Origin of the sequence: Herbaspirillum sp. VT-16-41, assembly GCF_001994935.1 — a bacterium.
GTDB classification, from domain to species: Bacteria; Pseudomonadota; Gammaproteobacteria; order Burkholderiales; family Burkholderiaceae_D; genus Herbaspirillum; species Herbaspirillum frisingense.
The window spans coordinates 374,224-393,003 of sequence record NZ_MUXB01000114.1 but is presented as its reverse complement, the minus strand read 5'-3'; the positions used below and the strand labels follow the sequence as shown (position 1 = coordinate 393,003).

Below are 18,780 nucleotides of genomic sequence, written 5' to 3'. Positions count from 1 at the left end.
GATGAGCGCGAGGGAAGCATCCATGCGGCAGGAGGGCGAGCTGTCAGCTTGGCCGCCTCAGGTCTGCTCCTGCGACCGCTGGCGGCGACGATTGCGCAGGTACAGGATCTGCCCCAGCAGTGCCGTCCCCAGCAGGAAGACATTGGACACCACGAACACCCAGTCGCCCTGCAGCAGACTGTAGGTCACGAAACCGGCCGAGGCCGCCAGTTGCCCGGCAAACAGCCAGTGCGAAACGCCCTGGGTGGAACGACTGCGCCACTGCTCATAGACCTGCGAGGAGATGGTCAGCAGCAGGATCAGGGTGGCGCCCCAGCCGATGAGGTCGGTAATGTGATCGGACATGATGGTTTGGTGGGAGCCCGTACAGCCCCGGGAAGCGGTCGATGCAGCGATGGTGAAGCAGCCAGGCCAGCCATGCAGTCGGCCGGCCTCGCAAGCCACTGTAGGAAGAGTCCGCGGATGGCCGGTGATGCGGCGGCACGTCGGTGCATTCGCGCAGCCCTGCGCGAATCTGCCGACCCGACAATGGGGCGCTCTGGCATTGCGGCATGGGTGTGCCTTGCTTAGGCTGGAAGAGTAGTGGCAGTGGATATCAGTGGATATGACGGTCGCCTGCCTGGCGACCTGAAGAAAACTGCACAATTTACACAGGTCAATTTCGCTCTTCCGCTTTCGAGGCTTTTCCCCCTTTTCATTCTTCCCAGGAGGTCAACATGCACGCTACCCGCACCATTGCCGACGTCATGACTCGTGGCGCCCATACCTTGAGCCCTGACGATTCGGTTATCCATGCAGCCCAGGCCATGGAAGCCCTTGATGTCGGCGCCCTGCCCGTCTGCGATGCACAGCGCAGGTTGGTGGGTCTGGTCACCGACCGCGACATCGTCCTGCGCGCCGTCGCGCCCAATCGCCTGACCGAGACCATGCCCCTGACGGAGGTGATGAGCCATGATGTGCTGTGGTGTTACGAGGATGAACCGGTGGACGATGTGCTAGACGATATGGTGCAGCGCCAGATCCGCCGCCTGCCCGTCATGGATCGCGAGCGCAATCTGGTGGGCATGGTCAGCCTGGGCGACGTCGCCGCCAAGACGCAGAATCGCGGTGTGGGCGAGGCATTGGCGGAGATATCGCTGCCCGCTGCGCCCACCCGTGGCAGCATCGATCCAGCGTCCGAAAATGGCTATGCCTTGCCGGAAGTCAGGGACGGTGATCTGAGCGAGGTCAATCTGGGTCGAAGCTAGGCCTGGCGCGGGTGTCGGGCAGGAGCGACAACTTGGTGTGTAGGTTTTTTCCTACGCATCAATCGGGTACTGTCCGATCTTCTTTTTTGCGGTGCATCGCTACTATGCATTCCAACGAACTCGAAACCGAGGACCCGAATTCCGGCAAGAACGTCCCCCTCCGTCTTGTCATGAACACTGTCCATCCCCCATCGGTTTATCCCCACGAGTCGTTTTCATAAGCAGAAATTCTCCGAAGATTCCCCCGATCCTCGGCGTCTTATATCCCTCCCCCTCAGGCCGCCTCCCCCAGGCGGCCATTTTTTTGCCTGCGGGATTTGCCGCCTTTGGCCGCCTTTGCCGATTGCCGCCCCTTCTCGCCTCTAAATTCCGCCCTGTCTTGCTTGAGCCCCGTGTTCCCGTTGTCCGGCGATGTAGTCCAGCGCATCGGCATAGGCCGCATCGCTGTTGCTGCGCAGCGCTTCGCAGACGTGGGTGGACGCCGGGTCTTGGCCATTGGCGCCGATCAGGACGATACCGCGAAATCCGCCGCCTTCGGCCTGCTGTACGCCTGGCTGCAGCACAGGCGTACGCAACTCATCGAGCTTGTCGCCGCCTGGAATATCGATGGGGATGCTCATGGAAGGCTCCTGAAAAAGTGAAAGTTTGGAAGAGATTCCCGGGGCGGCAAGCTGATGCAGGTCAGCCATCGGTGCATCGGCCACCGCCTTGGGCCAAGAAGAAGTATTCTTGTCAGGATAAAAAACGCTGAAGGAAAAGACAGCAAGAGGCTACCGGGGATCTGCGTAGGAAGGGGCGAAGATGAGTTCGCCCGGCGCTGGCCTGAGGTCGATGCGGTCTGTTTCCTGATGCGTGTGCTTTTACCCTGGAACCGTCATGCCCATCGAATACCTGCGCCGTCTCACCAGTCCGGCGCGCACCGACCTGTCCAATCGCCACCTGGGCCGTTCACTGGCCTTCATCGCCGGTGCCGTCAATGCTGGCGGCTTCCTGGCGGTCGGACAATACACCTCGCACATGTCGGGCATCGTCTCCTCCCTGGCCGACAACCTGGTCCTGGGCGAGACCTTGCTGCTGGTCTCTGGCGCCAGCGCTCTGCTGTCCTTCCTGCTGGGGGCCGCCTGCTCGGCGGTGATGATCAACTGGGCCAGGCGCCGCGGCCTTCACAGCGAATACGCCATGCCCCTGATGCTGGAGGCCATGCTGCTGCTGTGTTTCGGCATCCTGGGCAGCAATCTGGAGAACCATCGGCTCCTGTTCGTGCCGGTCACGGTGGCGCTGCTGTGTTTCGTGATGGGCTTGCAGAACGCCATGATCAGCAAGATTTCCCGCTCCGAAATCCGTACCACTCACGTGACCGGCCTGGTCACCGACATCGGCATCGAGATCGGCAAGATGTGCTACTGGACCCTGGCCCCGCGCCAGCCCGGCGAATTACACCAGGAAGACCCGGTCCCCGGAGCGCGCCGCAAGTTCATGCTGCTTTCCTCCCTGTTGCTGATGTTCTTCGTGGGGGGCGTGGTAGGCGCGCTAGGATTCAAGGCCGTGGGCTTTGTGGCGACCATGCCGCTGGCGGCAGGATTGTTCGTGTTGGCGCTGGTGCCGATGATGGATGACCTGGCACGTTCCTGAAGGCGTATCAATGCCCGACTTCGCCGGGAAAATTAAGGAATTTCGATAAAAACCATGATTTGGCGTGATAAATTAAGATTTCTCGATAAAAATTAAGAAATCTCGATGCCATGACGCCACTGGGCTATCAACATCTGATCGATGCACTGCATCTGAACGTCACGCCGCTGGAAAAGGTTGCCTACACCGACTCCTCGGTGAATCGACGCATGGATACCGAGACGCGCATTCTTTTTCCCTCTTCGGTGGCGATAGAGCCGAGCTTGATCGGGCATCTGGAATTTGCGCTCAAGCATGAGGGCGTCAATCTGGAGGTGATCGATGCGGCCTTCGAGCATATCCCACCCACGACATTGGTCGAACAACTGGCCATCAAGCCCACGGGCGAACACATCCGGCGGGCCTGTTTCCTGTGGGAGTGGCTGACCGGCCGCACGCTGGAGGTGGCGCCCATGAACAATGGCGGCTATGTCGACCTGTTCCCGACGGATGAGTACTACACCGCCCCCGACCCGGTGCGATCAAGCAAATTCCGGGTCCGGGACAATGCTCTGGGCAACCCGGCGTTCTGTCCGGTGGTGCGTCGCCGCGCCATCCCGCAAACGCCATCGCTGGACGCCTTGCTGGCGCAGGCGCGGGATACCCTGGCGGCCCTGCACGACCCGGAACTGCACCGCCGCGCCATGGCCTACCTGTATCTCTCGGAAACCCGCTCCAGCTATGCCATCGAATCGGAAACGCCAAGCTTCGACAAGCAGGAACGGTTTGTCCAGCTGCTGCAGCGGGCAGAAGAAGCAGGAGAAGTGAACGAAGCCTGGCTGGTCGGGCTACAGAACGTCGTCGTGCGGGATGTCTACAGCCAGGAAGCGTCTTATCGCCATCAACAGAACTGGCTCGAAGACAGCAGCGGACGGGTCAGTTTTTTCCCTGCCCCTGCAGACGATCTGGACCACGTCATGCGCGGTTGGGAAAGCTTCATCAACGATACCCGTCGTTGCCCCGACCTGCTGGTGCAAGCGGCCTGCGCGGCCTTCGGCTTCGTCTACCTGCACCCCTTCCTGGATGGTAACGGGCGTCTGCACCGTTTCCTGATCCAGCACGTGCTGGCGCGGTCTCCCCTGCTGGAACCGGGAACGCTGGTTCCGGTATCGGCAGTCATCAGCAAGAACATCCCGATCTACGGCGCGCTACTGACGGCATTTTCCCGGCCGGTCACGACGCTCTGGGACTATCGTCGAGGTGACCAGGGTCCAATTGTGATCCGCAGCCCAGGCAGCCGTGCCTATCGCTTTCTGCGGGCGGACCGGGAAGTGGCCTTCCTGCACGAGATGATCAAACAGGCGGTACAGGATGAAATTCCGAGGGAACTGGCCTACCTGAAAGGCTATGACGCAGCCTTCGCGCAACTCAACGATGAGTTCGACCTGCCGCAGAAAGACCTGTCGGCGCTGATCCGCATGATCCAGTCGAATAACGGCACGCTTTCGCTGCATCGCAGAAGGCAATATGGCCATCTGCCGCGCTCCGTACTGGACCGCATCGAGCAGGTCACCCGAGAAATGTTCGATGCGGCCGATATGCCGCCAGAATCCTAGAAATTAGGAATTCTCGATAAATACCCAGATTTGGGCCAATAAATTAGGAATTCTCGATTCCCATTAAGAGATTTCGGAAAACCAGACGCAAAAAAGGCGCTCTGCGCGCCTTTCGTTTTCTTGTTATCGACCTGTCTGGTCGCTGGTCCCTGCAGTTCTCAACTCCATGGGTGAAAAGCGACGGATGCGACAAGCATTGCCTGAGGTGCCATGCCCTCATCAGCCTTGCTGTTGGGGCGTGCTGTCGGACTGCTGTGGCTGCTGGGTGCCGTGGGTATGCTCCGGCGGGGTGCTCTGGCTCATCTGCGGCTGCGCCGAGGTGCTGGCGGTAGTGCCGTTCTGGCCATTCTGTGCTGCAGCGGCCGCGGCGGCAGCGGCATTCTTGCGACCGTGGCTGTTCAGGCCACCCTTGCGTCCGGCTTCGCGTGCTTCGGCGGAGCTGAACTCATGGGCTGCACCCTTGGCGTGGGCTGCCTTGCCGCCCATGCTGGCGATCTGACGCTGCTTTTCCCTGTCCATCGCAGCAAAGCCGCGATTGCTGGTCCCCGGATTCTGTGAATTTGCCATGTGTGACTCCTTGTCTTGGTTGGTCGAGGTTGAGCGGACGAACCTGCCACCTGCCTGCCCTACTGCCCTGCGCGAGCTGACCGGCGGCACAAAACATCTGTCCACGTCTGCAGTGTAGAAAGCCTCACCGAACCTCACTATCGGAAGAGCTCCCCAGCCCTTGTCAGTGCCGACTGTAGGAAATGTAGGAATCGGTGAAGATGAGCTTGTCTTACGGCAACAGAAATAGGCGTATTTCTGAATGCCGAAGTGAAGCATGCTCGGCGGGTGCCGAGGCAGATCTGGGGGCTAGAGCGCTGGAAAGGACTGGGTGGGATTTAGGCAATACTTGGGAAGGGATGCGGCTGACAAGCAGCGTTTGAATTTAATCTTTCGAGGGAAATAGCGGCAGCGCCTCAGCGAGCACCTTGGCCCGGAACGTCGGCGGCAGGTCTTCAGGCGTCAGCAGATCGACATCGACGCCGAGCAGCGATTTCAACTCATCTTCCAGATCGCCCAGGTCCAACAGGGTGGCACCGGGCAGTGCGTCAACCAGCAGATCAATGTCGCTACCGTCCCCGTCGGTGCCGTGCAGCACCGAGCCGAAGACGCGCAGGTTCGCGGTACGGAAGCGGCCTACGGCTTCCCGTACTGCAACTCTCTTCATGTCAAGCGCAACGGAGGGGCGCATAGGCATCCTTTCTTGTCGAAACTCACTGCAATGGCCGGGGCAGGAATGCCATTCTAAAAGCATTTTCCAGAATCGCAATGCACCGATGCCCCCTCTTCGCCCCCGAACACGACCAGGTCCTCCTCCTCAACAAGAGCTTCAGTCTTTTGCCCGCTCATCCGCAGTTTTTGTCACACCCCAAAACAATTACTGTATATTTATACAGTTATCTTCATCTTCACCAGTACGTCTGCTCCACCATGTTGCCTCCATCGTCCCCGGTGCATCGTCCGGAAAACATCCATCCTTCGCTCTGGCTGGCGTCCCAGCTGGCGCGTGGGGGTGGGCACGGGGTATCCAGCGGTTTCGAGGCGCTTGATGCCGAGTTGCCGGGACGCGGCTGGCCGACCGGGGCGCTGATCGAGTTGTTGCTGCCCCAGGATGGCATTGGCGAATTGCGCCTGCTGCGCCCACTGCTGGCGCGAGCGCCAGCCAGCGCCCAAAGAGCCGCCCGGATCACCCGGGCCGAACGCATCGCCCTGCTGCAGGCACCGCACCAGGTCAATGCCCCCGGCTGGGTGCATCTGGGTGTGCAGGCGGCCCGGCTGCTGCACCTACAGGCCGATAACGCGGTCGATGCCTGCTGGGCTGCCGAGCAAGTCCTGCGCGCCGATAGCTGTCACGCGCTGCTGATGTGGCAACCCAGGCTGCGCAAGGGTGAGCACGATCTGCTGCGCCGGCTGCATGTGGCGGCGCAGGCCGGGCAAACCCTGTTTTTCATGCTGCGTCCCTGGTCCTGCGCGCGCGAGCCCTCGCCCGCGCCCTTGCGGCTGACGCTGCAGGCTGCGCGGGACGGGCTGGAGATCGGTTTTCTCAAGCGGCGTGGGCCGCTGCGCGAACAAAGCCTGTTTCTTCCCCTGACGCCTTCACCGAATCTGCAACGCCATGTCCCCACTGTGGATCGCCGTACACCTGCCACTGCTGCCGCTGGAAGCATTCCGTCCGAACTGGCTGGATGAAGCCCCGGCGGTGGTCTTCGAGCGCGAGCGCGTCACCGCGCTGTCGGCGCCTGCCCGCGCGCTGGGCGTGCAGGAAGGCATGCGGCGCGGCGGCGTGCAACTGCTGGCGCCACAGGCGCTGCTGCAGGAGCGTGACCCGCTGCGCGAACAGGGTCTGCTGGAACAGACGGCACTGGCCCTGTTGCAATACACGCCCCAGGTCACACTGGCCCCGGACGCCTGTGTGCTGCTGGACGTGAGCGCCAGCCTGCGCCTGTTCGGCGGCATGCGGGCGCTGTGCCGCAAGATCGGCGTCACCATCGCCCGACTCGGGGTGTCGGCCACCCTGTCTTCTGGCGTCACCGCGACCGGGGCCTGGATGCTGGCGCGCTACGGCAATGTGCGTACCCTGCGCAGCCGCTCCCTGCAACGACGCCTGGATCGCTTGCCGGTGGTCTTGCTCAGTGCCGCCCAGGCCCACCTCGAATGGCTGCACGGCCTGGGCTGCCGCCAGCTGGGCCAGTTGCGGCGGCTGCCGCGCCCCGGCCTGCAACGGCGCTGCGGCCGGGCGCTGCTGGACATGCTGGACCGTGCCTATGGCGACCTGCCGGAACTGCATGAATGGGTGGTGGCGCCGCCGGTCTTCAAGGCCCGCGTGGAGCTGCCCGACCGCATCGAGCACACCGATATCCTGGCCGCCTATGCCCAGGGGCTGCTGGTACAACTGGCCGGCTGGCTGGCGGCGCGCCAGTTGAGCATCAAGCAGTTACACCTGTGGCTGGAGCACGAACGCGGTCGCCAGGCCGTGGCGCCGACCGAATTGCGGATCACCCTGTCGGTGCCGGCCTGGCAGGAAGACCACCTGCATACCCTGGTCAAGGAAAAGCTGGCCCGCTCCAGCCTGCCGGCGCCGGCCATCGCCCTGGGACTGGCGGCCGAGGAACTGCAAGCCATGCAGGCCGCCAGCGAACTGCTCTTCCCCGAACCCGGCGGCAGCCCGGAAGATCACCAACGCCTGCTGGAACTGCTGGTGGCCCGCCTGGGCGCGGACAAGGTGTGCCAGGCCGCGCCCCGGGCCGATCATCGGCCCGAGATCGCCAATCGCTGGTGCAGCGTCATGCAGCCGGCGACCACATTGCCGGCACCGCTGGCGACCGATCCGGCGCGCCTGCCACCGCGCCCGCTATGGCTGCTGGAAGAGCCCTTGCCCCTGCGCATGCAGCAGCACAAGCCGTTCTACCGCACACCACTGGAATTCACCTCGCCGCCGGAACGAATCGAAGCCGGCTGGTGGGAAGGCCGCCCGCTGACCCGCGACTACTTCACCGCCCGCGATGCGCGTCATGCCTATTACTGGATTTTCCGGCAATGGCGTGGCGGCGAGGCCAGCGACGAAGAGCCGCAGTGGTTCCTGCACGGACTGTTCGGCTAGGAGCACCGCATGCAAGCCCCTCTTCCTGGCATCGGTACTGGCAATGACAACGGCCTGCCCGACTATGCCGAACTGTATTGCCGCACCAACTTCAGTTTCCTGCACGGCGCCTCGCATGCCCAGGAACTGGTGGAGCGGGCCATCGCCCTGGGTTATCGCGCCCTGGCCATCACCGACGAATGCACCCTGGCCGGGGTGGTGCGCGCCCATGCGGCCTGGCAGGAGCAGATCAGCAAGAACCAGAGCCTGGATTTCAGGCTGATCATCGGCAGTTGCTTCCGCTTTACCCAACTCCGGGAAGACCCCGAACATCCGCTGGCCCGCCTGACCCTGGTTGCGCTGGCCAGGAACCGGGAGGGTTACGGCAATCTCTCCGAACTGGTCACCCTGGCCCGCACCCGTGCCGAAAAAGGCCAGTACCTGGTGGCCCCGGAAGACCTGAGCCAGCCGCCGCCGGCTTTGTCGCACCTGCGCGCCCTGCCCGATTGCCAGTTGATCCTGGTGCCGGATTACGCGGTCGGTGAAGACACACTGGACGCCCAGTTGCGCTGGTTCGCCGGTCTGGCGCCCGGGCGCTCCTGGGTTGGCCTCACACGCCTGTATCGCCCCCTGGACGAACTGCACCGCGAAGCGCTGGAGCAGGCAGCACGGCGCCATGGCTTGCCACTGGTGGCGGTGGGCGACGTGCAGATGCACCAGCGCTCACGCAAATACCTGCAGGATGTGGTGACCGCCATCCGCCTGGGCCAGCCGGTGCAGGAATGCGGCCATGCGCTGGCGCCCAACGCCGAGCAACACCTGCGGCCACGAATGCGGCTGTCGCTGGTGCACACGCGGCAGACCCTGGAGCAGACCCTGACCATCGCCGCCGAATGCCGCTTCAGCCTGGCCGAACTGCGCTATGAGTACCCGGACGAACTGGTGCCGCTGGGCATGAGCCCGGCCGACTACCTGCGCCAGGAAACCCTGGCCGGTGCCGCCAGACGCTATCCGCAGGGGCTGCCCGGCGAGGTGCGGCAACAGATCGAGGTGGAACTGGCGCTCATCGGCAGCAAGCACTATGAAGCCTACTTCCTGACCGTCTACGACCTGGTGCAATTCGCCCGTTCGCGCGGCATCCTGTGCCAGGGTCGGGGCTCGGCGGCCAATTCGGCGGTCTGCTATTGCCTGGGGGTGACCGAGGTCGATCCCACCTCCACGCGCCTGCTGTTTGCCCGCTTCATCAGTGAAAAGCGCGACGAGCCGCCCGACATCGACGTCGACTTCGAACACCAGCGCCGTGAAGAAGTGATCCAGCACATCTACCGCAAGTACGGCCGCCGTCGCGCTGCCCTGGCCGCCGCCGTCCACAGCTATCGCCCGCGTGGCGCGCTGCGCGAGGTGGGCAAGGCGCTGGGGGTGGACCCGGCCATCGTCGATACGGTGGCCAAGTCGCAGCACTGGTTCGACAGCCGCGAAGAACTGCTGGCGCGCTTTGCCGAAGCCGGGCTGGACCCGGAACTGCCGCAGATCGGGCTGTGGGCCAGCATCACCGGCAAGCTGCTGCGCTTTCCCCGCCACCTGTCGCAGCACACCGGGGGCTTCGTGATCGCACGCGGGCAATTGTCGCGGCTGGTGCCGATCCAGAACGCCGCCATGCCAGACCGTTCCGTCATCGAATGGGACAAGGACGACCTGGAGTCGCTCCGGTTGCTCAAGGTGGATGTCCTCGCGCTGGGCATGCTCACCGCCCTGCGTCGGTCGCTGGAGCTGGTGAGCCTGCGGCGCGGCTTGCCGCAGGTGATGCAGATGTACGATATCCCGCGTGAAGATCCGGTCACCTTCGAGATGATCTGCAAGGCCGATACCATCGGCGTGTTCCAGATCGAGAGCCGGGCCCAGATGAGCATGCTGCCGCGCATGCAGCCACGCACCCAGTACGACCTGGTGGTGCAGGTGGCCATCGTGCGGCCCGGTCCGATCCAGGGCGGCATGGTCCATCCCTACCTGCGCCGGCGTGAGCTGGTGCGCAATGGTGGCAGCTTCGAGTATCCCGACAACACCAGCAAGAGCGGCAAGATCAGGAAGGTGCTGGAGCGCACCCTGGGCATCCCCATCTTCCAGGAACAGGTGATGGACGTGGCCATCGAGGCCGCCGGCTATTCACCCAGCGAGGCCGATGACCTGCGCCGCTCCATGGCGGCCTGGAAGCGCAAGGGTGGCATGGGGCCACACCATGAGCGGCTGGTGCTGGGCATGACCGACAACGGCTATTCCCGCGAATTCGCCGAAAGCATCTTCAACCAGATCGAGGGTTTCGGCGAATACGGTTTCCCGGAAAGCCACGCCGCCAGCTTTGCCCTGCTGACCTACTTCAGCAGTTGGCTCAAGTGTCATGAGCCGGAGGCTTTCCTGTGCGGCCTGCTCAATAGCCAGCCCATGGGCTTCTATTCGCCCTCGCAACTGATCCAGGATGCGCGCCGGCACGGGGTACGGGTGTTGCCGGCCAATGTCGTGCGCAGCGCCTGGGAGTCCACACTGGAGCTGCCCCTGGAGCCCGCCTCCGGGCCGGCGCGTCCAGCCGTGCGGCTGGGCATGAGCCTGCTGCGCGGCATGCCGGCCGAGGCGGCGCAGCGCATCGAGCAGGCGCGCGCCGAGCGTCCCTTTGCCGATGTCGACGACCTGGCCCGGCGCGCCGCCCTGGATCGCCATGCCCTGCAGGCGCTGGCGGCCGGCGATGCCCTGCGCGAACTGGCCGGCCATCGGCGCCAGGCGCTGTGGCATGCGGTGGGTGCGGTACCCGACCGTGACCTGCTGCGCAGCGCGCCACGCGGCGACGATGCGGTGCAACTGGAGACGCCCGGCGAAGGCGAGCAGATCATCGACGACTACCGCGCCATGAACCTGACCCTGCGCCGCCACCCGCTGGCCCTGCTGCGACCGACCCTGCAGCGCCGCCGCTTCATGAGCGTGGCCGATCTGAACGCGCTGCAGAACCGCCAGTTCGCCTGCTGCTGCGGCATCGTCACGGTGCGCCAGCGGCCGGGTACGGCCAAGGGGGTGATCTTCATGACGATCGAAGACGAGACCGGTTCGGCCAACGTCATCATCTGGCCGGCGGTGCTGGAACGACAGCGCAGCGAAGTGCTCAATGCGCGCCTGCTGGGGGTGTATGGAAGCTGGCAATGCCAGGGAGAGGTGCGCCATCTGGTGGCCGGGCGCCTGGAGGACTGGACCCACCTGCTCGGGGAACTGCAGCCGCGCAGCCGTGATTTCTTCTGATGGATTGGCTGACTCAGGCCGCCAGCGCCATGCGGAAGGCATTGCGCCCTTCGCTCTTGGCCCGGTACAGGGCCAGGTCGGCCTGGTGCACCAGGGCATCCCACCCCAGCATCTGGCCCGGTGTGAGCACGGCCAGGCCGACACTGATGGTGACCGGCTGGCCATGGCCGAAGTCATGCTGGCGCACCGTCTCCAGCAGGTGCTGGGCGATCTGTCGTGCCTGCACCTCGGCCAGGCCGGGGAAGACCGCGCAGAACTCTTCACCACCATAGCGGCCCAGCAGACCGTTGTGGCGACAGCATTGGCGCAATAGTGCACCGATGTCGGCCAGCACGCGGTCGCCCACCTGGTGGCCATGGGTATCGTTGATCTGCTTGAAATGGTCGACGTCGATGAAGGCCAGGGTCAGCACCTGTCTGGCCTGTACCGTCTGCTCCAGCACCAGGTCGCCACAGCGCACCAGCTCGCGGCGGTTCAGGGTGCCGGTCAGCTCATCCACGGTGGCCAGGCGCTGCTTGTCGGCCAGCAGGCGTTCGAAATAGATCATCATCAGCGCCACCGACAGCAACAGGGTGCCACTGATGGGAATCAGGTAGATCAGGGCTACCCCGAGGTTGCTCATCTCGGGCGGTTCGAACAGTTCCGGATGGCGCAGCGAGATGAAGAAGCGACTGACGTAGCTGGCGCTGAGGATGAGCAAGGCGCCGATACCGACGCAGCGACCGAAGGTCCAGCGTGGATAACGCTCGGCCAGCGCGCCGGAGAGTCCCTGGAGGAATTCCCACAGCACCAGGCAGAACACCACCTGCAGCCCGCAGACAGCCAGGTAGGCGCGCTGGGTGAACGTGGCTTCGGAGGCCAGCAGCGCCGCAAAGGCCGCGGCATAGACCACGATGAGCAGGCCCGGCCACCAGGCCGAGCGGCGCTGGTAGAAGCTGCGCAAGCCGCCCCAGGCCACGATCCCGGAAGAAAACACCAGCGTATTGCCCAGCAACAGGCCCAGCGCACGTGGTGTGCCAGTCAGGCTGGCATAGACGACCACGGTGGTGCAGATGCCCAGTGCCGCCAGCACCCCGGACAACGCCCACAGGCGGGTGAAGCGCTCCGAGGGCGTGCTGATGAACAGGCCCGTCATGATCACGCCACTGCAAAACTGAACGATGGCCAGCGCCAGGCTGGCGGTGAATGGATTCATCCGGATAAGCCCGTCCACGGGACGGGTGAAGATTGCAGAACGGGAGAGTGTCCGGTCAGGCCTGCAGGCGAGCTTCCGGAACCCCATCCGGTGCTACTGCCAGGTATCTGACGGCCTGGAAAGACGGCACAGGCAGGACGCGGTTAGTGTAACCGAAGCCGCCGGAATGATAGTGATTTTCAGCAATATGACATGAAAAGTGAACGTTATTGCCGGGCTGGCAATATGTCTGCCCCCTTCATTACAGCGTCATTTCGGCTTCATTCACGTTCCAGCACGCGGGTATGCCCCCATTGGCCGGAGCGACACAGTTGGTCGGTCACGTCCAGCACCAGTCGCTCCACGGCCGCCGCTGCCGTGGTCAGGGGGATGTTGCGGGAAGCGCATAAGACCAGGGTGCGCGAGATGGTTTCGCCGGCGATCGCATGGGCCACCATGTCGCCGCGCTCGATGTCGGCCAGCAGCGGCGCCACCGGCAGGATGGTGGCACCGATATCGGCCAGGATGGCCGATTTCAGGATGGCCACTGAATTGATCTCGATGACATTGTCCAGGCTCATGCCCTGGGCGCGTACCAGGTTTTCGATGCGCGGGCGCACGCCATGGGCCAGGCCGGGCAGGATCAGCGGTGCCTGGATGGCGCGCGCCAGCGGCACGCCCTTGCGCCCGGAAACGCCGTATTGCGACTTGGCCCGGGTGATGTACAGCATCTCTTCCTCGATCATCGGCGTGGCCGCGAACGAGGACAGCTGACCATCATCGAACAGCACCGCCAGGTTGATGCGGCCGGACTTGAGCTGGGTGATGAGGTTGCCGGTCAGTTCCTCGGTCAGTTGCAGCGTGATTTCCGGATAGGTGGAGCGCACCGCGTTCAACAGCGGCAAGGCCAGCGCATTGGACACGCTCTGCGGAATGCCCAGCGCCACGGTGCCCGAGGGTTTGTCGGTGGATTGCGCCACGGCCTGCTTGGCATCCTGCACCTGCTTGAGGATCGCCAGCGCGTGCTCATAGAAGACCTTGCCGGCATCGGTGGCGATCACGCCCTGGGCCGAGCGGTGCAGCAGTTGCGCCTCCATCTCGTCTTCCAGCTGGCGTATCTGCTGGGTCAGCGCCGGCTGGGCGATGTGCAGCACCCGTGCCGCCCGCGAGAGCGAGCCGTGATCGACGATGGCCACGAAGTAGCGCAGTTGGCGTAATTCCATGCGAAGGTTTTCCCTGCTGTCCAACGAGTTGTTAAATTGTTTTACAGGCCCGGACGACTATTGAACATGCGGGTGCGCGCATTCTCGATGTGGCCCCGCATGGCACGCCGGGCGCCTTCGGCATCCTGCAGCCGGATCAGCTCGAAGATCTGGCGGTGTTCATCCATGGCGTCCTGCGAGCGCTTCCAGGGCGGGATGTGCATCAGGTGGCGCAGCATGTTCACGGCGTGGCTGACATCGTACTCCAGCGTCTTCATCACCTGTACGAAGCGCAGGTTGCCGGTGGCCATGGCAATCGCCTCATGGAAGCCGAAGTCGTAATGGTGGGCGATGCCGCCGACCCGGTTGGCCTCTTCGAAGCCTTCCAGCAGGCGCTCCATCTGATCCAGGTCCTGCTTGTTGCGACGCAGGGCCGCCATGTAGGCCGATTCGGGTTCCAGCACCAGGCGCAGTTCCAGGCCGTTCATGATGTGACCGATGCGGGTTTCGGGTTCGCCGTCCGGACGTGCCGGAGCCAGACCGGCCTTTTCCTTCACATAGGTCCCGGAACCGCGCAGGGATTCCACCAGCTGGTCCTCCCGCAGCCGGTCCAGCGCCTGCCGCACCACCGGGCGCGAGACCTCGAACAGCGTGGCCAGGTCATTCTCGGAAGGCAGCTTGCTGCCCACTGCGATGCGCCCTTCCACGATGGCATGGAACAAGGTCTCGTAGACCCGCTCGGCAAAACGTTCCGGCCGCACCGGACCCAGGCCGGCGGCGGCCAGGCTCAGGAGTTCGCTGGACGCGGCGGGGCGCGCCGGTTTGCTGGGGTTGGGCATCGATACTCCCGGAGACTGAAATGGACGTTGCGCATGGTAGCGGATTTGCCACCCTCCCCGCCACCCTGGCGATGCAGGCAGTCAGCAAAGTAGTAAATTCAATTGACATCTTGTTCGCCCTGGCTTAGATTGACTCACCACAAAAAGCAAAACGACTCAGGAGACCAGCCCCTTCCAGGCCAGCCCGCGGACCGTGCGTCCGGGACTGCCGTCGCCCATGCCGCCTGCTGCGTTTTACTTCAGCTTGCTCCACCTGCTCCACTCCAGTTGCGCTTTGCGCCTACCACCCAAGGACAGCACCGCCATGAAACAGCACTTCATCGACAACCGCTGGGTCGCCCCCGCCTCCGGCGAGAGCATCCCCGTCATCGATCCTTCCGACGGCCAGCCCTTCGAGGCCATCGCCCGCGGCAATGCCGCCGACATCGACCGCGCCGTCGGCGCCGCCCGCCGCGCCTATGAGGGCGCCTGGGGCAAGCTGTCGGCGGCCGAGCGCAGCCGCCTGATGATGAAACTGGCCTACAAGCTGCAGGATCACCAGGAAGAACTGGCGCAACTGGAAGGCCGCGATTGCGGCAAGCCGATGAAGCAGGCGCGCGCCGATGCGGCCGCCATCGTGCGCTATTTCGAGTTCTATGCCGGTGCCGCCGACAAGCTGCATGGCGAGACCATTCCCTACCAGGCTGGCTATACGGTACTGACCCTGCGCGAGCCGCACGGGGTGACCGGCCATATCGTGCCGTGGAACTACCCGATGCAGATCTTCGGGCGCTGCGTGGGCGGCGCCCTGGCGGCCGGCAATACCTGCGTGGTCAAGCCGGCCGAAGATGCCTGCCTGTCCATCCTGCGGGTGGCCGAGCTGGCCGCCGAGGTGGGTTTCCCGGAGGGTGCGCTCAATATCGTGACCGGTTACGGCCATGAGGCCGGCGACCTGCTGGTCAAGCATCCGGACGTGGACCACGTGTCCTTCACCGGCTCGCCCAACGTGGGCAAGCTGGTGGTGCGCGGCGCGGCCGAGCACCATACGCCGGTCACCCTGGAACTGGGCGGCAAGTCGCCGCAGGTGGTCTTCGAGGATGCCGACATGGAGGCCATGCTGCCGGTGGTGGTCAATGCCATCGTGCAGAACGCCGGCCAGACCTGCTCCGCCGGCAGCCGACTGCTGGTGCAGCGCGGCGCCTATGAGCAGGTGCTGGAACGGCTGTCGGGACTGTTCTCCCAACTGCGGGTCGGCTCTTCGCAGATGGACCTGGATTGCGGCCCGCTGATCCGCAAGACCCAGCAGGAGCGCGTGGCGGGCTTCCTCGCCGATGCCCGGCGCGACGGCATCCCGCTGGTGGCGCAGGGCGAAGTCGCCCCGGGTGCGCCGGCCAGCGGTTTCTACCAGGCCCCGGCCCTGCTGCGCGATGTGCCCGCGCGTCACCGGCTGGCGCAGGAAGAGGTGTTCGGCCCGGTGCTGGCGGCCATGCCCTTCGAGGATGAAGCCGAGGCCATCGCCCTGGCCAACGGCACCGACTATGGGCTGGTGGCCAGCGTCTGGACCCGCGATGGCGGACGCCAGATGCGCCTGGGGCGGGCCATCCGCAGCGGCCAGGTGTTCATCAACAACTATGGCGCCGGTGGCGGCGTGGAACTGCCCTTCGGCGGCGTCAAGGCCAGCGGCCACGGCCGTGAAAAAGGTTTCGAGGCGCTCTATGGCTTCACGGTCCTCAAGACCATCGCCATCCGTCACGGTTGATATCGAATCGATGCAACCTGGAGCCCATTTGTATGACGCGACTACCGTTCGTCCTGAGTAGGCCCTTTCAGGGCCGTATCGAAGGCACACCGTCATTACGCCTTCGATACGCGGCTACGCCGCTACTCAGGACGAACGGTGAGCGCATCGCAATCAGGTTCTACCCAATCATGAAAATGCCTAAGCATTTCTAATCATTTCTAATCATTCATTGCCAGGAGACACACCATGCGTTTGCAAGACAAGGTAGCCATCGTCACCGGTGGCGGTTCGGGTTTCGGCGAGGGGATCGCCAAGGCTTATGCCCGTGAAGGCGCGGCCATCGTCGTGGCCGACATCGGCGAGGCCGGCGGCCTGCGGGTGGTCGAAGAGATCAAGCGCGCCGGTGGCAAGGCAGTGTTCGCCCGCGCCGACGTGTCCAAGCGGGCCGATATGGACCAGTTGCTGGCCACCGCACTGGAACAGTTCGGCAAGCTCGACATCGTCGTCAACAATGCCGGCACCACCCACCGCAACCGTCCCATGCTGGAAGTGGAAGAGGAAGAATTCGACCGTGTCTATGCCGTCAATGTGAAGAGTATCTTCCTCTCGGCCAAGACCTTCGTGCCCTACTTCCGCAAGGTCGGCGGCGGCGCCTTCGTCAATATCGCCTCCACCGCCGGCGTGCGTCCGCGTCCGGGCCTGACCTGGTACAACGGTAGCAAGGGCGCGGTCATCACCACCAGCAAGTCGATGGCGGCCGAACTGGGTCCCGACAAGATCCGCGTGAACTGCGTGAATCCGGTGATCTCGGCCACCGGCCTGCTGGCCGAGTTCATGGGCGTGCCCGACACCCCGGAAAACCGCAAGAAGTTCGTCGCTACCATCCCCATGGGTCGCTTCTCGACCCCCGAGGACATCGCCAATGCCTGCCTCTACCTGGGTTCGGACGAAGCCCAGTTCGTCACCGGCGTGTGCATCGAGGTCGATGGCGGGCGCTGCGTGTAAAAACCTTCATGTGCGCGGGGCGATATTGCTTTGACAATCCTGCCCCCGCCACTACAATGCTGGGCACCGTCAGCCGGCCACACAGAAGGGTCGGCGACGTAAAACAACATAACGTCAAAAAATCTACTGGAGCGAGACATGACTTATCAAGCAGGCGCGGCTGCCGACGGCGCACGCGCATCCTTTGAAGACGCCACCTACGCCAAGGTCACCTGGCGCCTGTTGCCCCTGCTGTTCCTGTGCTACGTGGCCTCCTACCTGGACCGGGTCAACGTCGGCTTCGCCAAGCTGCAGATGCTGCAGGACCTGAAGTTCAGCGATACCGTCTACGGCCTGGGCGCGGGCATCTTCTTCCTGGGCTATTTCGTCTTCGAAGTCCCCAGCAACATGATCCTGCACAAGGTCGGGGCGCGCCTGTGGATCGCCCGCATCATGATCACCTGGGGCATCATCTCCGGCGCCATGGCCTACGTGACCACGCCGCAGATGTTCTACATCATGCGTTTCCTGCTGGGGGTGGCCGAGGCCGGCTTCTTCCCGGGCGTGATCCTGTATCTGACCTACTGGTACCCGGCAGCGCGACGCGGCAAGATCACCGCGCTGTTCATGACCGGCATCGCTCTCTCGGGCGTGATCGGCGGCCCGCTCTCGGGCTGGATCATGCATGCCATGCCGGGCGTGTGGGGCCATTCCGGCTGGCAGTGGATGTTCATCCTGGAGGCCATTCCTTCGCTGATCCTGGGCGTGCTGGTGATCCTGTACATGAAGGATCGCATCCGCGATGCCGACTGGCTCAACGAGGAAGAAAAGCGCCTGCTGGAAGCCAATATCAGCCACGAGGAAAGCCAGAAGGAACACCTTTCCCTGGGCGCCATGTTCTCCAATGGCCGGGTCTGGCTGGGCGCGCTGATCTACTTCTGCTTCGTCATGGGGCTGTACGGCGTGAGCTTCTGGCTGCCGACCATCATCAAGACCACCGGCGTGACCGATCCGCTCAATGTGGGCCTGCTCACTGCCATTCCCTATGCCTTCGCCGCCGCCGCGATGGTGTTGATCGCCCGCAGCGCCGACGCCCGTCGCGAGCGTCGCTGGCACGTGGCCATTCCGGCCTTCCTGGGATGCATCGGCCTGCTGCTGTCCACCGTCTATGACCACAACACCACCTTGGCAATGGCCTCGCTGACGCTGGCCAGCGTCGGTATCCTGACCACGCTGCCGCTGTTCTGGAGCCTGCCGACGGCCTTCCTGTCCGGAACCGCAGCGGCTGCCGGGATTGCGCTGATCAATTCGCTGGGCAACCTGGCAGGTTTCGTCAGCCCCTTCCTGGTGGGCTGGCTCAAGGACACCACCCAGAGCACCAATGCCGGCATGTACGTGCTGGCGGCCTCGCTGGTGATCGGCGGTCTGTTGACGCTGACCCTGCCGGCCAAGCTGGTCAACAAGTAATCTGCTTCGCTGA

16 protein-coding genes are annotated in these 18,780 nt (G+C 63.9%); 9 read left to right on the top strand and 7 right to left on the bottom strand.

The window, feature by feature from the left end; all coding sequences use genetic code 11:
- Window positions 1–57: 57 nt before the first annotated feature.
- Window positions 58–345, bottom strand: a complete 288-nt coding sequence (locus BTM36_RS17030; RefSeq protein WP_077237186.1) for a PQ-loop domain-containing transporter — start codon at window positions 343–345, stop codon at window positions 58–60.
- A gap of 371 nt (window positions 346–716) precedes the next feature.
- Between BTM36_RS17030 and BTM36_RS17025 the strand changes: the two genes are divergently transcribed.
- On the top strand, window positions 717–1,247 hold the full coding sequence (locus tag BTM36_RS17025; protein WP_006465241.1) for a CBS domain-containing protein: 531 nt from the start codon (window positions 717–719) through the stop codon (window positions 1,245–1,247).
- Between the two features lie 362 nt (window positions 1,248–1,609).
- On the opposite strand, the gene BTM36_RS17020 is transcribed toward BTM36_RS17025, so the two are convergent.
- Complete coding sequence (locus BTM36_RS17020; RefSeq protein WP_077237185.1) at window positions 1,610–1,867, bottom strand: hypothetical protein; 258 nt, start codon at window positions 1,865–1,867, stop codon at window positions 1,610–1,612.
- Window positions 1,868–2,123: 256 nt separating this feature from the next.
- On the opposite strand from BTM36_RS17020, the gene BTM36_RS17015 reads away from it, so the two are divergent.
- A complete protein-coding gene (locus BTM36_RS17015) occupies window positions 2,124–2,879 on the top strand; it encodes a YoaK family protein (protein WP_006465243.1) in 756 nt (251 codons plus the stop codon).
- A 110-nt stretch (window positions 2,880–2,989) separates the two neighbouring features.
- Window positions 2,990–4,474 carry a Fic family protein gene (locus tag BTM36_RS17010; RefSeq protein ID WP_077237184.1) on the top strand — a complete coding sequence of 495 codons (1,485 nt, stop codon included), beginning with the start codon at window positions 2,990–2,992 and terminating at the stop codon, window positions 4,472–4,474.
- 219 nt (window positions 4,475–4,693) lie between these two features.
- Here the strand turns inward: BTM36_RS17010 and BTM36_RS17005 are convergent, their stop codons facing one another.
- Together BTM36_RS17005 and BTM36_RS17000 are read right to left on the bottom strand one after the other, a co-directional pair.
- Window positions 4,694–5,041 (bottom strand): KGG domain-containing protein, encoded by a 348-nt coding sequence (locus tag BTM36_RS17005; protein WP_006465245.1) that lies wholly within the window; start codon window positions 5,039–5,041, stop codon window positions 4,694–4,696.
- Window positions 5,042–5,405: 364 nt separating this feature from the next.
- Window positions 5,406–5,711, bottom strand: a complete 306-nt coding sequence (locus BTM36_RS17000) for a nucleotidyltransferase family protein (protein WP_006465246.1) — start codon at window positions 5,709–5,711, stop codon at window positions 5,406–5,408.
- Window positions 5,712–5,950: 239 nt separating this feature from the next.
- Between BTM36_RS17000 and imuA the strand changes: the two genes are divergently transcribed.
- Genes imuA through BTM36_RS16985 form a run of 3 tightly spaced genes read left to right on the top strand, consistent with a single transcriptional unit; the run spans window position 5,951 to window position 11,381 of the window.
- Entirely contained in the window at window positions 5,951–6,709 is a 759-nt protein-coding gene (imuA, locus tag BTM36_RS16995; protein WP_077237183.1) for a translesion DNA synthesis-associated protein ImuA, read from the top strand.
- Window positions 6,636–8,120, top strand: coding sequence for a DNA polymerase Y family protein (locus BTM36_RS16990; protein WP_077237182.1), 1,485 nt, complete (start codon window positions 6,636–6,638; stop codon window positions 8,118–8,120). The genes imuA and BTM36_RS16990 overlap by 74 nt, the downstream gene beginning before the upstream one ends.
- 9 nt (window positions 8,121–8,129) lie before the next feature.
- Window positions 8,130–11,381 (top strand): error-prone DNA polymerase, encoded by a 3,252-nt coding sequence (locus BTM36_RS16985; RefSeq protein ID WP_077237181.1) that lies wholly within the window; start codon window positions 8,130–8,132, stop codon window positions 11,379–11,381.
- A gap of 13 nt (window positions 11,382–11,394) precedes the next feature.
- Here BTM36_RS16985 and BTM36_RS16980 read toward each other — a convergent pair whose 3' ends face one another.
- From BTM36_RS16980 to BTM36_RS16970, 3 genes are all read right to left on the bottom strand, one after another.
- On the bottom strand, window positions 11,395–12,576 hold the full coding sequence (locus BTM36_RS16980) for a diguanylate cyclase (protein WP_077237180.1): 1,182 nt from the start codon (window positions 12,574–12,576) through the stop codon (window positions 11,395–11,397).
- Window positions 12,577–12,836: 260 nt separating this feature from the next.
- Window positions 12,837–13,778 carry a LysR substrate-binding domain-containing protein gene (locus tag BTM36_RS16975; RefSeq protein WP_077237179.1) on the bottom strand — a complete coding sequence of 314 codons (942 nt, stop codon included), beginning with the start codon at window positions 13,776–13,778 and terminating at the stop codon, window positions 12,837–12,839.
- 41 nt (window positions 13,779–13,819) lie between these two features.
- Window positions 13,820–14,596: a FadR/GntR family transcriptional regulator gene (locus tag BTM36_RS16970; RefSeq protein ID WP_077237178.1), complete on the bottom strand. Its 777-nt coding sequence runs from the start codon at window positions 14,594–14,596 to the stop codon at window positions 13,820–13,822.
- A gap of 304 nt (window positions 14,597–14,900) precedes the next feature.
- Between BTM36_RS16970 and BTM36_RS16965 the strand changes: the two genes are divergently transcribed.
- The 3 genes from BTM36_RS16965 (at window position 14,901) to BTM36_RS16955 (ending at window position 18,767) form a co-directional block, all read left to right on the top strand.
- Window positions 14,901–16,334 (top strand): aldehyde dehydrogenase family protein, encoded by a 1,434-nt coding sequence (locus BTM36_RS16965; protein WP_077237177.1) that lies wholly within the window; start codon window positions 14,901–14,903, stop codon window positions 16,332–16,334.
- 228 nt (window positions 16,335–16,562) lie between these two features.
- Window positions 16,563–17,321: an SDR family oxidoreductase gene (locus BTM36_RS16960; protein WP_006712611.1), complete on the top strand. Its 759-nt coding sequence runs from the start codon at window positions 16,563–16,565 to the stop codon at window positions 17,319–17,321.
- 138 nt (window positions 17,322–17,459) lie between these two features.
- Entirely contained in the window at window positions 17,460–18,767 is a 1,308-nt protein-coding gene (locus BTM36_RS16955) for an MFS transporter (RefSeq protein WP_077237176.1), read from the top strand.
- The last annotated feature ends 13 nt before the right edge of the window (window positions 18,768–18,780 follow it).

Coding starts and splice junctions, on each gene's coding strand:
- BTM36_RS17030 (WP_077237186.1), bottom strand. CDS start 345: ATGTCCGATCACATTACCGACCTCATCGGCTGGGGCGCCACCCTGATC.
- BTM36_RS17025 (WP_006465241.1), top strand. CDS start 717: ATGCACGCTACCCGCACCATTGCCGACGTCATGACTCGTGGCGCCCAT.
- BTM36_RS17020 (WP_077237185.1), bottom strand. CDS start 1,867: ATGAGCATCCCCATCGATATTCCAGGCGGCGACAAGCTCGATGAGTTG.
- BTM36_RS17015 (WP_006465243.1), top strand. CDS start 2,124: ATGCCCATCGAATACCTGCGCCGTCTCACCAGTCCGGCGCGCACCGAC.
- BTM36_RS17010 (WP_077237184.1), top strand. CDS start 2,990: ATGACGCCACTGGGCTATCAACATCTGATCGATGCACTGCATCTGAAC.
- BTM36_RS17005 (WP_006465245.1), bottom strand. CDS start 5,041: ATGGCAAATTCACAGAATCCGGGGACCAGCAATCGCGGCTTTGCTGCG.
- BTM36_RS17000 (WP_006465246.1), bottom strand. CDS start 5,711: ATGCGCCCCTCCGTTGCGCTTGACATGAAGAGAGTTGCAGTACGGGAA.
- imuA (WP_077237183.1), top strand. CDS start 5,951: ATGTTGCCTCCATCGTCCCCGGTGCATCGTCCGGAAAACATCCATCCT.
- BTM36_RS16990 (WP_077237182.1), top strand. CDS start 6,636: ATGTCCCCACTGTGGATCGCCGTACACCTGCCACTGCTGCCGCTGGAA.
- BTM36_RS16985 (WP_077237181.1), top strand. CDS start 8,130: ATGCAAGCCCCTCTTCCTGGCATCGGTACTGGCAATGACAACGGCCTG.
- BTM36_RS16980 (WP_077237180.1), bottom strand. CDS start 12,576: ATGAATCCATTCACCGCCAGCCTGGCGCTGGCCATCGTTCAGTTTTGC.
- BTM36_RS16975 (WP_077237179.1), bottom strand. CDS start 13,778: ATGGAATTACGCCAACTGCGCTACTTCGTGGCCATCGTCGATCACGGC.
- BTM36_RS16970 (WP_077237178.1), bottom strand. CDS start 14,596: ATGCCCAACCCCAGCAAACCGGCGCGCCCCGCCGCGTCCAGCGAACTC.
- BTM36_RS16965 (WP_077237177.1), top strand. CDS start 14,901: ATGAAACAGCACTTCATCGACAACCGCTGGGTCGCCCCCGCCTCCGGC.
- BTM36_RS16960 (WP_006712611.1), top strand. CDS start 16,563: ATGCGTTTGCAAGACAAGGTAGCCATCGTCACCGGTGGCGGTTCGGGT.
- BTM36_RS16955 (WP_077237176.1), top strand. CDS start 17,460: ATGACTTATCAAGCAGGCGCGGCTGCCGACGGCGCACGCGCATCCTTT.